Consider the following 11,762-nt stretch of genomic DNA (forward strand, 5'->3'; position numbering starts at 1 on the left):
AAGTGCGGGCATGGCCGCGAACCAGGGCGGGCGCACGCGCCGCCGGCTCAGCACCGAGGAGCGCCGGGAGCAGCTCCTGTCGGTCGGGGCGCGGCTGTTCTCGGAGAGTCCCTACGACGACGTGTGGATCGAGCAGGTCGCCGAGATCGCCGGGGTGTCACGAGGGCTGCTGTACCACTACTTCCCGACCAAGCGGGACTTCTTCGCGGCGGTCGTCGAGCGCGAGAGCGAGCGCATGCTGCGCATGACGGCGGCGGTGCCCGGCGTGCCGGTCCGCGAACAACTCGCGGCCGGCCTGGAGACGTTCCTGGAGTACGTGCAGGCACACGCGCACGGCTACCGGGCCTTCCACCGCGCCGACGCGGCCGGGGACCAGGCGGTCCGGCGGGTCTACCAGCGCGCCCTGGCCGCGCAGGAGCGGCAGATCCTCGCCGCGCTCGCCGCGGACCCCGAGTTCGGCCCCGCCTTCGAGGAGCGGCCGGAGGTCCGGCTGGCCGTGCGCGGCTGGCTGGCGTTCACCACGGCCGTCTGCCTGGAGTGGCTGCGCGGTACGGAGTTGGGGCGGGAGCAGGTGCGCGAGCTGTGTACGCGCGCCCTGCTCGGCGTCCTCACACCCTGAAAGGTCTCGAAAAGAGCACGTGACGTGGTTGGCGGACACCCCGATCTTCGATAAGTTAGGTGAGGCTTACCTAAGGAGGTCTGGGATGGGTGACGACAGCCACAGCTGGACGGCGGCTCCCGCCGCGGCGGAGCGGGCGCGTTCGGTGCTCGCCGCCGCGTGGTCCTGCTCCGTGACGGCGGAGGGCACGCGGGAGGAACTGGTCGGCGCGCACACCGTGGGCGAGGACGGCCGGGTGCTCGTCGAGGTGCCGGAGGACAGTGCCCTGCTCGCGGCCGCGATCTGCGCGCCCCGCGGAGAGCCGTCCGCCGTGCTGGAGTTCGCCGACGTCGCGCCCGCCCCGGTCCGTAACCGGATCCGCTCCCGGCTGTGGCTCGCGGGCTGGTTCGCGGTCGAGGGGGAGCGGCTCGCCTTCACGCCCACGCGGGTCGTGCTGCGGCAGCCGTCCGGCTCCGTGGTCGTCGACCTCGACGAGTTCGCCGCCGCCGTGCCCGACCCGCTCACCACGGCAGAGGCCCGGCTGCTCACCCATCTCGCCGACTGCCACGCCGACGCCGTCGAGCGGCTCACCCGGCTCGTCGACTCCGACAGCCTGCACGGCGCGGTCCGCGTCCAGCCGCTCGCCGTCGACCGGCACGGACTGACGCTGCGCATCGAACGGGCCCGCACCCACGGCGACGTACGCCTCGCCTTCCACGCCCCCGCGGACGACGTCGCGCAGCTCACCGAACGCATGCACATCCTGCTCAGCCAGGCCACCGCCGCGTCGTGCCCGCGGGCCCTACAACGGCAGCGCACAGACGGCGACGGGTGAGGGGAACGATTCTCCCGCGCGCCGCAGTGCGCCGTTCGCCTCGTCCACGTGGAAGACGGTGACGGTGGAGGACTTCTGGTTCGCCGCGAACAGCAGCGTGCCCTCCGGCGAGAAGGCGATCTGCCGAGGGAAGTCCCCGCCCACCGGCACCGTGTCGAGCAGCCGCAGCCGGGCGCCGTCCGCCTCGACGGCGTAGCGGGTGAGGCTGTTGTGACCGCGGTTGGCGAGATAGGCGTGGCGGCCGTCGGCGGTCACCAGGATCTGCGCCGGGTAACTCGTGCCGGAACCCGTGCCCGTGGACTGCGCCTCGCCGACGGTCACCCGGCCGGAGGCCTTGTCGTACGAGCAGACCGCGACGGTGTTGTCGGCCTCGTTGGCGAGGTAGGCGTACCGGCCGTCCGGGTGGAACGTGAGGTGGCGCGGGCCCGCGCCCGGCCGGGTGTGCGCCTGTGCGACCTCGGTGAGCGTGCCCGCCTTCTCGTCCAGCCGGTACGTGTAGACGGTGTCCGTGCCCAGATCGACGGCGAGGACATGGCCACCGTCCGGGCTCGTGACGAACTGGTGGGCGTGCGGGCCCTCCTGGCCGGGGCCGGGTGGCGGGCTGGTGTGCCGGACGAGGTCGGTGCGCTCGCCGAGAGAGCCCGAGGCGTCGATGGGGTGCACCGCCACACTGCCCGAGCCGTAGTTCGCGCTGAGCAGCCAGCGCCCGCCCGGATGCACCGACAGGTGACAGGGCCCCGCCCCACCGGTGCTCCGGCTGCCCAGCACCTTCCGGTCGGACAGCCGTACGGCGGTCACCGCGCCGTCGCCGCGCTCGTCCACCGCGTACAGCGTGCCGCGGTCCGGGTGGATCGCGAGGTACGACGGGTCGCCGACACCGGGGATCGTGCCGGCGCCGCTGATCCGGCCCGTCGCCGTGTCGTACGTGGCCAGCCCGATGCCTTTGCCGCCACCCTCGACGGACGTGTAGGTGCCGAGGTAGAGGGGGCGGGGTCCTGAGGGGCGGTGAGCCTCCCGTGACGTGCTCGGCTCCGGAGACGTGGTCGCAGTCGTCGCGGGTGTGTTGTCACAGGCCGGCAGTGCCGCCGCCGCGGTCCCGCCCGCCAGTGCGCCGACGAATCGGCGCCTGCTCCAGCCACCATTGCCCATGTCGCCCCTCAGGTCGTCACTCGTCCCCGTCGTGACAGCCACCCTGGCGTTTCCCGGCCCCCGCGTGCAACAACGGCAGGGGTGTTGCGCGCGGTGCGGTTCGTCGCGGCGGGCCCGACGCCCCGTCCGCGACACTCCCCGGGGCGGTCCTCCCCGGCCGCGACCTGCCCCGAGCCGGTTACCAGTCCCCGTCCTCGACCGGCTTGCCCGGGGCGTCCTTGAGCTGCTGCGTCTGTCCCGGTGTGGGCGGCTGCCAGGGCTCGTGGTCGTCACCGAGCCAGTCGCCGACCGGCTTCACGGAGCGGAGCGTGTCCGTGGGGGCCAGGTCCTCCGCCTCCTCGTCGTAGTAGTCGAACCAGGGAAGGCCCGCCCTTGTGTACGCGGCCCGGTCCACCGGCGACGGCGGTGCGGCCTCGCCGGTGATGCGGCGCCACTCCGGCGGCGTCACCAGGTGCACGAAGACCCGGCCCGCCGGCTGCTCCGACCAGTCCGAGAGCGGCCGCTCGTCCTGGTAGACCTCCTGCCGCATGGAGCCACCGACGCCCAGACCCATCGCGGCGGCCGCGCGCGGAGCACTCGCCGGTGCCGAGGGCGCGGCTCCGGGGGGCGGCGCCGCCATCGGCATCGCGGCGCCGTAGCCACCGGCCGCGGGCGGACCGTAGCCACCGGCCGCGGGGCTGCCGAACGCGGCCGGCATCGCGGCGCCGTAGCCGCCCGGCGGCGCGGGCGCCGGGGTCACCTGCCGCCGCCGCTCCTCCTCACGCCACCGTGCCAGTGCCCGGTCGTTCAGCGCGAAGGACTGCAGCTGCACGCCGCCCCACACCTCCTCGCCCGTGACCTGCCCCTCGACGGTGGCGCCCAGGCCGAGCGGGACGGCCACGAACTGCCGGACCGTGCCCGTGCCGGAGTTGATGCCGTCCAGCCAGGGCTGGCGGGGGAGCACCACATAGTTCTGCGGGTCGCGGGCCGGGCGGTCGCTCCAGGGCCGGCCCGAGACCGCGCAGACCTTGCCGACGCCGACCTGGAGCGCGGCGGGCTCCGAGGTGCCCGCGAAGCTCAGCCACATCGCCTCGCGCAGATACACCGGCAGCATCACACCGCCACGCGCCCGCCACGCCTCGGGAACCCTGTCCGCGTAGTCGGCGACCCGGCGCACCGGGAACTCCCCGAGGCCCGGCGGCAGCGGATGCGTACCGGTCTCCGGCAGGCGCAGGGTGCGAATGAACCGCACCGCCACCCCGCCCGGCAGCCGCAGTGTGTTCCCGTCGATCCGCACGGTCGTGTCGGCCATCGGCCCGCTCCTCGCATCCGGTGCCGGCCCCCTGCCGGCGTTCCCCTCAGCGAGAACGCCCGTCGAACCCCGCGCGGTTCCGCCACAGCTGTTCCGTGACGCCCAGCCGCTCCCGCAGCCGCGTCAGACGGGGCATCCGGGCACGCTGCTCACCGGACACGCGGTCCAGCTCCTCGAACAGCCGCCGGGTGCGGTGCTCGGTGTCGAGCTCGTCGAGGATGCGGTTGACCTCGGTCAGGACGGCTCCCGGCAGCTGCCAGTGCGCGGGGTCGCGCTCGGCCTCCTCGCGCAGCAGCAGGGCCAGCTTGTCGCGGGTGCCCGCGGCCGTGTGCAGTTCGGCGGCGAGGCGCTCCTCCGCCGACTCGGCGCTCGCGCTGAGGTGCGTGGTGACCAGCACCGCGAAGCTCACCACGGCGTCGGCGATCTCGGACAGCAGCTGTTCCAGGGCGGCGCCCGTCTCGGCCTCGAACAGCGGCTCGGGGGCCCGTTCCTTCGCGAGGTCGGTGAGGGAGCGGGCGAGCACCCGCAGGACGACCGTGCAGATCTCCAGCGTGTCCAGGCCGGTGCGCATCACGACCCGGTGCAGCACGCTGTCCTGCACCCGCGGGTTGAGCCGCAGACTGTCCTCGGCCTGCCGCAGGGCCGCGTCCACCTCGACGATGTCGTGGTCCAGCCGGCGCGCCTCGTGCAGCTGCCTCTCCGCGCGGTCCACGGGCGTGCCGCCCGCGGCCTCCTCGCCCATGCGCAGCATCAGCTGCCGCAGCCGGCGCGCCAGACCGTCGATCGACTGGCCCGCTTCCTCCACCCACACCGGCGGAGACAGCAGCAGATTGCAGGCGAGCCCGACGGACGCGCCGATCAGGGTCTCCACCACCCGGGCCCAGGCATAGTCGCCGACGCTGGTCACGCCGAGGACGAGCATCGCGCTGATCGCGACCTCCGGTACGTACTCCTCCACCCGGACCAGCCGCCCCACCACCAGCGAGGCCAGCAGGAGCATGGCAAGGCTCCACCAGGTCAGGCCCACCAGCAGGCTGAACGCGATGGCGACGAGGACGCCGGTCACCACGGCGTTCACCCGCCGGAAGCCGTTGGTGATGGTGGCGTACAGCGTCACCTGGACGACCAGCAGCGCCGTCAGGGGAGCGGTGAGAGGGGCCGGCTCGGGGCTCAGGCGCAGCGCGATGACGTAGGCGATCGTCGCCGCCGTCGCGGACCGCAGCGTCTGGACGACCACGGGATCACGACGCTTCCTCACGATCCGCTCGGCGTGCGCCGTCCACTCACGTACCTCTCGCATCCTCGGGCTGTTCCCCTTCCCGGCGCATCGAACGCATCCGTCGAACACATCCATGAAGGACGCTCATGAAGGACGTTAGCGCCGGGGCAAACCACGGGCGACCGAGGGGATCAGGCGTACACCTTGTCGAGGAAGGCGGCCAGATGGCCCGTGGTCCGCTCGATCTGCTCCTCGACGGTGAGGCTCTCCTCGAACCGGGACCCGGCCTCGAGCGCCTTCTTCCCGCGGATGTACAGGGAGCAGGCGAGGTCGGTGCACATGTACGCCCCGACGGAGTTGCCCTCGCGCCCGGCGGCCCCCGCCTTCCGTGCCGTCATCAGCGCGACCCCGCCCCGCGGGTGCGTCGTCAGGCACAGCGAACACATGCTGCGGTGCAGGAACCCGCGCTGCGCGGCCTGGAACCGCATCGACACGCCGACGAGCCGCCCTGCCCGCTCGGTCACCAGATAGCTCCGGTCGGGCGCCCCCGGGTCCCGCCACCCGAGGAAGTCGAGATCACCCCAGGGACGCTCGCCGAGGTCCCGGGGCACAGCCAGGCGCTTGGCCTCGCCCTTGGAGCAGTTGACAAAGGAGTTGCGGATGTCGTGTTCGGTCAGTGATCTCATAGGAGGGCTCCTGGTCGTCGCGTCCAAAACCTAGGGGCCCTAGGTTTCTGATTCAGGGTAAACACCGGCAACGAGGGGGAGCCAGTGGATTTCCGGGAGGTCGTCTCTTCGCGCGCCCGGGCGGCGCTGCGCCATGTGGCGGCGCGCTCGGCGGGACCCGCCATCGACCCGCGCCTGCACATCACGCTGAACTTCCATCCGGATCGCATGGCGCGCGGTCGGCCGATCCTCACGGCCCTGGCACGCGACGGCGCCTACCACTCGCAGTTCGTCACTGGCACCGGGAACGGCGGCCTCACCGCCCACCCCGGCGGCGACCGGTGGCGATGGGAGAGCCGGATCTTCGGCGGAGCCTACGACACGGCGGCCGGGCACGAGAGGCCCGTGTACGGCGCCCTGAACTTCCGCCGGCAAGTGGTCGGCGCGGCACCCCGTTTCGGCTCCTCGCACTTCCGGCTGCGGCCCGCGGTCCTGGCCCGCGCCACCTTCTGCTACCCCGACAGCGCCGCCGAGCCGGCCGACTTCGGCATCGCGGCGGGGATGTCGCTGATCGCGTTGGCCGAGGCGGAAGAGCGGGACGCCCTGAACGATTACGTCGAGGCCCATGTGCACGGCGGTGTCGACCTCGCCCGGGACGTGGAGGCGCTCGTGCTGGACGCCTGCTACCGCGGCACGCCCGTCGAGGCGGCGGCCCGGTCGCTGCCCTGCCCTGTCGAGTGGCACCCCGGCTACCGGCTCTCCGTGGCCGAGCTGCGGCACCGCGCGTCCTACCGCGGCCCCGAGTACGCCGAGCTGGGTGCCCGGATCGCACGGGAGGGCCTGGTCGACCCCCGGGTCATCGGCGATGCCGTGCGCACCCGCCGTTACGAACTGCAGGACCTCAAGATGGTCTGGCACACCCTCGCCCGCTTCGGCGCCCCGGAGGGGGCGGGCACGGCCTACTCGGGGCCCGAGACCTCCGGCGGCCACACCCCGGGGGTCAGCACCCCCAGCGCATAGGCCCGGGCCACCAGTTCCGTGCGGTTGGACGCGCCCCAGCGGGACGACAGGCGGCGCAGGTGGTAGGTCACGCCGTCCGTGGTGAGAGCCGTTTCGCGGGCGGCCCGGGCCGTTGTGGCGCCGGCGGCCAGCAGTGCCAGGACGCGGGCCTCCATCGGTGTGACCCGGGCCTGTCCGGCGGGCGCGGCGGGGGAGGGATCGCGTTCGGCGTCCACCCGGAGCATCACCAGCAGGGCCGGGGTGTCCTCCACCGTGTCGCTGACCGGATCCGCCGTCAGCTCACCGGAGCGCCGCACGCCGCCGGGGGCCTGCCAGCGCACCGACACCTGGTAGCGCGAGCGGTGGCGCAGCCGCAGGGCCTCGGCGATGCGCTCCACCTGCGTGGCCTCCCGCGGACTGAACAGATCCAGCACGTCCCGGCCGCGCAGCCGCCCCGGCGTCGTACCGCACTCCGCGGCCATCGCCGGATTGGCCAGCAGCACCGCCCCGTACACGTCGCACACCGCGACCGGCATCGCGACCCGGTCGAACAGCAGCAGGGCGCGGTTGCGCCACGTCACGGCCTCCTGCCGGGCCAGGTCCACGAGCCTCTCCTGCCACGCCGGGCCGCTCCCGCGCAAGAGCGGCGCATCTGCTCGCACTACACAATCATGTAGGGCCGCGGCACCGCCTCCCGGGCCCGGTGGATCACGCTGGAGCACAGTACTTCCGTACCGCGAAAGGCAGTTGCCGCGTCATGCCCCCCACCGGACAGCCTCCCCTGACCGCCGACACCCTCCCCGGCGTCCCCGTCGCCGACATCACCGCCACCGGCCCCGGCGGTGCGCCCGTCCAACAGGCCATGGACCTGATGCGCGAACACGGGCCCGTGTTCGTGCGGCGGCTGTACGGGCGGGACACCCTGTTCGTGGGTGACCTGGACCTCGTGGCCGACCTCGCGGACGAGCAGCGGTTCGCCAAGCACATCGGCCCCGGTCTGGAGAACGTCCGCGAGTTCGCCGCCGACGGCCTGTTCACCGCGTACAACGACGAGCCCAACTGGGCCAAGGCGCACGACATCCTGATGCCCGCCTTCGCGCTGGGCTCGATGCGCACCTACCACCCCGTGATGCTGAAGGTGGCCCGCCGGCTCATCGCGTCCTGGGACCGCGACGCCCGCGCCGGGCAGCCGGTGAACGTGCCCGACGACATGACCCGCATGACGCTCGACACCATCGGACTCGCCGGTTTCGGCTACGACTTCGGCTCCTTCGAACGGGCCGAGCCGCACCCCTTCGTCGAGTCGATGGTCCGCTGCCTGGAGTGGAGCATGACCCGCCTGGCGCGCGTCCCGGGCCAGGACTACACGGTGCAGGACGCGGCCTTCCGCGACGACTCCGCCTACCTGGCCCGCGTCGTCGACGACGTCATCGCCGCGCGCACCGGCACCGACCAGAGCGACGCCGACGACCTCCTCGGCCTGATGCTCACCGCCGAGCACCCGGCCGACGGCACCACACTCGACACCGCCAACATCCGCAACCAGGTCATCACGTTCCTGATCGCCGGCCACGAGACCACCTCCGGCGCCATGTCCTTCGCGCTGTACTACCTCGCCAAGCACCCCACGGCCCTCCAGCTGGTGCAGCGCGAGGTCGACGAGCTGTGGGGTGACGCGGCCGACCCCGAGCCGACCTACGACGAGGTCGGCAGGCTGACCTACACCCGCCAGGTCCTCAACGAGGCCCTGCGCCTGTGGCCCACGGCCGCCGTCTTCTCCCGGAAGGCCCGCGAGGACACCCTGCTCGGCGGGCGCATCCCGCTGCGCGCCGGGCAGTCCGCCCTGGTCCTCACGCCGATGCTGCACCGGCAGTCCGTGTGGGGCGACAACCCCGAGCTGTTCGACCCCTCCCGCTTCACGGCCGAGGCCGAGGCGGAGCGCCCGGTGCACGCCTTCAAACCGTTCGGCACCGGCGAGCGGGCCTGCATCGGACGGCAGTTCGCGCTGCACGAGGCGACCATGCTGCTGGCCATGCTCGTCCACCGCTACCGGCTGAGCGACCACGCCGACTACCGGCTCACGGTCAAGGAGACCCTCACCCTCAAGCCCGAGGGCTTCACCCTCGCGCTCGCGCCGCGCACCGCCGCCGACCGCGTCCACACGCCGCTGCCCGGGGCCGCCCCGGCCCAGGACGCGGAGTCGGCCGAGCCGCAGGACCTGCCCGCCCGCGTCCGCCCCGGCACGGCCGCGCTCTTCCTGCACGGCAGCAACTACGGCACCTGCCGCGACTTCGCGGCGCAGCTCGCCGACGAGGCCGCCGCGATCGGCTGCGACACCGAGGTGGCCCCGCTCGACGCCTACGCGGGCGGCCTGCCCACCGACCGGCCCGTCGTCATCACCGCCGCCTCCTACAACGGCCGCCCCACCGACGACGCCACCGCCTTCGCCGCCCGGCTGGAGGAGACCCACGACCTGTCCGGCGTGACGTACGCCGTCCTCGGCGTCGGCGACCGCAACTGGGCCGCCACCTACCAGCACGTCCCCACCCGCATCGACGAGCGGCTCGCCGCGTCCGGCGCCGGCCGGCTGCTGGCGCGTGCCGCGGCCGACGCCTCCGGCGACCTCACCGGCACCGTCCGCGCCTTCACGGCCTCCCTGCGCGGCGCCCTCCTGGAGCGCTACGGCGACCCGGACGCCACCACTTTGGAGCCCGAGCCAGCCACCGCCTACGAGGTCCGCACCGTGACCGGCGGCCCGCTCGACGCGCTCGCCGAACGGCACGCACTCGTCCCCATGCGCGTCACCGAGGCCCGCGACCTCACCGCCCCCGGCTACGCGCGCCGCAAGCGGTTCGTCCGCGTCGCGCTGCCGGACGGCGTCACCTACCGCACGGCCGACCACCTCACCGTGCTCCCCGCCAACGCCCCGGACCTCGTCACGCGCGCAGCCACCGCGCTCGGCGTCGACCTCGACACGTTCCTGGACATCCGCGCCACCCGCCCGCGCCGCGACGGCATCGCCGTGGACCGGCCCGTGACGGTACGGCAGCTGTTCACCCACCACGTGGAGCTGCAGGAGCGCCCGAGCGCCGGGCAGCTGGCCGCGCTCGCCGCCGCCAACCCGTGCCCGCCGGAGCGAGTGGCGCTGGCCGCCCTCGGCGACGACCCGCGCACCCTCGTGGAGATCCTGGAGGATTTCCCGGCCCTGCGCGGCGCCCTGGACTGGCCGCGGCTCCTCGACCTCCTCACCCCGCTGCGCCCGCGCCACTACTCCATCTCGTCCTCGCCCGCCGTCGATCCCGGCCACGTGGACCTGATGGTCTCGCTGCTGGAGGCACCCGCCCGCTCCGGCCGGGGCGTCTACCGGGGCACCGGCTCCGGGCACCTCACCACCGTCGAGCCCGGCGACACCGTGTACGCGCGCGTGCAGCCCTGCCGGGAGGCCTTCCGCATCGACGTCACCGCCGACTCGGCGCCGGTCGTCATGGTCGCGGCGGGCACCGGCCTCGCGCCGTTCCGCGGCGTCGTCGCCGACCGTGCGGCGGCCGTCGAGGCGGGCACCGAACTCGCCCCGGCCCTGTGCTACTTCGGCTGCGACGCCCCCGACGCGGACTTCCTGCACGCCGAGGAACTGCGCGCCGCCGAGGCCGCCGGTGCGGTGTCCCTGCGCCCCGCCTTCAGCGAGACCCCCGAGGGCGAGGTGCGGTTCGTGCAGCACCGGATCGCCGCCGAGGCGGCAGAGGTGTGGGCCCTGCTGGACGCCGGGGCGCGGGTGTACGTCTGCGGAGACGGTTCCCGAATGGCACCCGGGGTGCGGGAGGCGTTCCGTACGCTGTTCCGCAAGCACACGCAGGCCGTCGACGGCACGGACGAGGCCGCCGCGCAGTGGCTCGACGGCCTGATCGCGGACGGGCGTTACGTCGAGGACGTGTACGCCGCCGGCTGACCGAAACGGCAGGGGAGGGGTGGGCACACGGTGGTGGACTCCTGGGATCGGGCCCGGCACGTCCTGGCGGCGGCGGGCCTGGACCCCGGCCGCCTCGCCCACCTCGCCCCGCTGACCGGCGGCACGTACAACACCGTCGAGGAGCTCCGCCTCACCGACGGCGGCCGCTACGTGCTGAAGGTCCCGCCCGCCGCGGCCGTCCCCGGGCTGCGGCACGAGAAGCGGCTGCTCGTCTCGGAGGCCGAGTTCTACCGCTCGGCCGCGAGGGTCGGTGTCCCCGCACCGCACGAGGTGTCCGCGGGGGATCACTTCCTGCTGATGACGGCCGTCCCGGGCGAGCCGTGGGACGGCACGCTCACCGACACCGAGCAGATGACCCTGCGCACGGAACTGGGACGCCAGGTGGCCCGCCTGCACCGCGTGACGGGCCCCGGCTTCGGCTACCCCTCGGGCGCCCTCGGCCCGCTCGCCCCCGACTGGCGCACCGCGTTCACGGCGATGTTCGACGCCGTCCTCGACGACGCCCGGCGCTACGGGGCCCTGCTGCCCCGTCCCGTCGACGCGGTGGCCCGGGCCGCCGCGTCCGCGTACGACGCCCTCGACGAGGTCACCGACCCCTGCCTCGTCCACTTCGACCTGTGGCGGGGCAACATCCTCGTCGACCGCACGGGCCAAGAGGCCCGGATCGGCGGCCTCATCGACGGGGAGCGCATGTTCTGGGGCGACCCCCTGGCGGACTTCGTCTCCCTCGCGCTGCTCGGCGACATCAGGAAGGACGAGGAGTTCCTCGCGGGTTACCGGGAGGCCGGCGGCTCGGCCCGCTTCGACACCCCGGCCCGTGTGCGCCTCGCGCTGTACCGCGCCTACCTGTACCTGATCATGCTCACCGAGACGGTCCCCCGCGAGGCGGGCGAGGAGCAGCGGCGCTGGGTGCAGGAGAGGGTCGCCCCGGAGCTCGTCGCGGCCCTGGACGAGATCACGGAGGCCTCCTGACCGACCCCGTCGGCCGCTGTTAGCTCACATCGTGAAATAAGGGGTGGAGGAATGTCGCGCCGAGCCC

10 protein-coding genes are annotated in these 11,762 nt (G+C 73.7%); 5 read left to right on the forward strand and 5 right to left on the reverse strand.

The window, feature by feature from the left end; genetic code table 11:
- The first annotated feature begins 10 nt into the window (after window positions 1-10).
- Together QOL88_RS36020 and QOL88_RS36025 are read left to right on the forward strand one after the other, a co-directional pair.
- Window positions 11-619 carry a TetR/AcrR family transcriptional regulator gene (locus tag QOL88_RS36020; RefSeq protein WP_097222403.1) on the forward strand — a complete coding sequence of 203 codons (609 nt, stop codon included), beginning with the start codon at window positions 11-13 and terminating at the stop codon, window positions 617-619.
- 85 nt (window positions 620-704) lie between these two features.
- Window positions 705-1,433, forward strand: a complete 729-nt coding sequence (locus tag QOL88_RS36025) for a DUF2470 domain-containing protein (protein WP_097222404.1) — start codon at window positions 705-707, stop codon at window positions 1,431-1,433.
- Here QOL88_RS36025 and QOL88_RS36030 read toward each other — a convergent pair.
- The 4 genes from QOL88_RS36030 to QOL88_RS36045 all read right to left on the reverse strand — a co-directional run bounded on the left by QOL88_RS36030 (window position 1,401) and on the right by QOL88_RS36045 (window position 5,778).
- Complete coding sequence (locus tag QOL88_RS36030) at window positions 1,401-2,582, reverse strand: lactonase family protein (RefSeq protein ID WP_097222405.1); 1,182 nt, start codon at window positions 2,580-2,582, stop codon at window positions 1,401-1,403. The two genes, QOL88_RS36025 and QOL88_RS36030, sit on opposite strands and share 33 nt — an antisense overlap.
- 178 nt (window positions 2,583-2,760) lie before the next feature.
- Complete coding sequence (locus tag QOL88_RS36035; RefSeq protein ID WP_097222406.1) at window positions 2,761-3,873, reverse strand: hypothetical protein; 1,113 nt, start codon at window positions 3,871-3,873, stop codon at window positions 2,761-2,763.
- Window positions 3,874-3,919: 46 nt separating this feature from the next.
- Complete coding sequence (locus tag QOL88_RS36040; RefSeq protein ID WP_097222407.1) at window positions 3,920-5,173, reverse strand: FUSC family protein; 1,254 nt, start codon at window positions 5,171-5,173, stop codon at window positions 3,920-3,922.
- A 110-nt stretch (window positions 5,174-5,283) separates the two neighbouring features.
- Window positions 5,284-5,778, reverse strand: a complete 495-nt coding sequence (locus QOL88_RS36045) for an FBP domain-containing protein (RefSeq protein ID WP_097222408.1) — start codon at window positions 5,776-5,778, stop codon at window positions 5,284-5,286.
- Between the two features lie 84 nt (window positions 5,779-5,862).
- Between QOL88_RS36045 and QOL88_RS36050 the strand changes: the two genes are divergently transcribed.
- Window positions 5,863-6,777 (forward strand): DUF3626 domain-containing protein, encoded by a 915-nt coding sequence (locus QOL88_RS36050; protein WP_097222409.1) that lies wholly within the window; start codon window positions 5,863-5,865, stop codon window positions 6,775-6,777.
- Here the strand turns inward: QOL88_RS36050 and QOL88_RS36055 are convergent.
- Complete coding sequence (locus QOL88_RS36055) at window positions 6,717-7,361, reverse strand: PAS domain S-box protein (RefSeq protein WP_097222410.1); 645 nt, start codon at window positions 7,359-7,361, stop codon at window positions 6,717-6,719. The two genes, QOL88_RS36050 and QOL88_RS36055, sit on opposite strands and share 61 nt — an antisense overlap.
- Before the next feature lie 152 nt (window positions 7,362-7,513).
- Between QOL88_RS36055 and QOL88_RS36060 the strand changes: the two genes are divergently transcribed.
- Together QOL88_RS36060 and QOL88_RS36065 are read left to right on the forward strand one after the other, a co-directional pair.
- On the forward strand, window positions 7,514-10,702 hold the full coding sequence (locus QOL88_RS36060; protein ID WP_097222411.1) for a bifunctional cytochrome P450/NADPH--P450 reductase: 3,189 nt from the start codon (window positions 7,514-7,516) through the stop codon (window positions 10,700-10,702).
- A 30-nt stretch (window positions 10,703-10,732) separates the two neighbouring features.
- Window positions 10,733-11,695: a phosphotransferase family protein gene (locus QOL88_RS36065; protein WP_097222412.1), complete on the forward strand. Its 963-nt coding sequence runs from the start codon at window positions 10,733-10,735 to the stop codon at window positions 11,693-11,695.
- The last annotated feature ends 67 nt before the right edge of the window (window positions 11,696-11,762 follow it).

Origin of the sequence: Streptomyces sp. Ag82_O1-12 (assembly GCF_900182715.1) — a bacterium.
In the GTDB taxonomy this organism is placed as follows: domain Bacteria; phylum Actinomycetota; class Actinomycetes; order Streptomycetales; family Streptomycetaceae; genus Streptomyces; species Streptomyces massasporeus.

Bases quoted from the DNA above. Each gene is read 5' to 3' on its own strand.
- QOL88_RS36020 (WP_097222403.1), top strand. From the start codon at position 11: ATGGCCGCGAACCAGGGCGGGCGCACGCGCCGCCGGCTCAGCACCGAG.
- QOL88_RS36025 (WP_097222404.1), top strand. From the start codon at position 705: ATGGGTGACGACAGCCACAGCTGGACGGCGGCTCCCGCCGCGGCGGAG.
- QOL88_RS36030 (WP_097222405.1), bottom strand. From the start codon at position 2,582: ATGGGCAATGGTGGCTGGAGCAGGCGCCGATTCGTCGGCGCACTGGCG.
- QOL88_RS36035 (WP_097222406.1), bottom strand. From the start codon at position 3,873: ATGGCCGACACGACCGTGCGGATCGACGGGAACACACTGCGGCTGCCG.
- QOL88_RS36040 (WP_097222407.1), bottom strand. From the start codon at position 5,173: ATGCGAGAGGTACGTGAGTGGACGGCGCACGCCGAGCGGATCGTGAGG.
- QOL88_RS36045 (WP_097222408.1), bottom strand. From the start codon at position 5,778: ATGAGATCACTGACCGAACACGACATCCGCAACTCCTTTGTCAACTGC.
- QOL88_RS36060 (WP_097222411.1), top strand. From the start codon at position 7,514: ATGCCCCCCACCGGACAGCCTCCCCTGACCGCCGACACCCTCCCCGGC.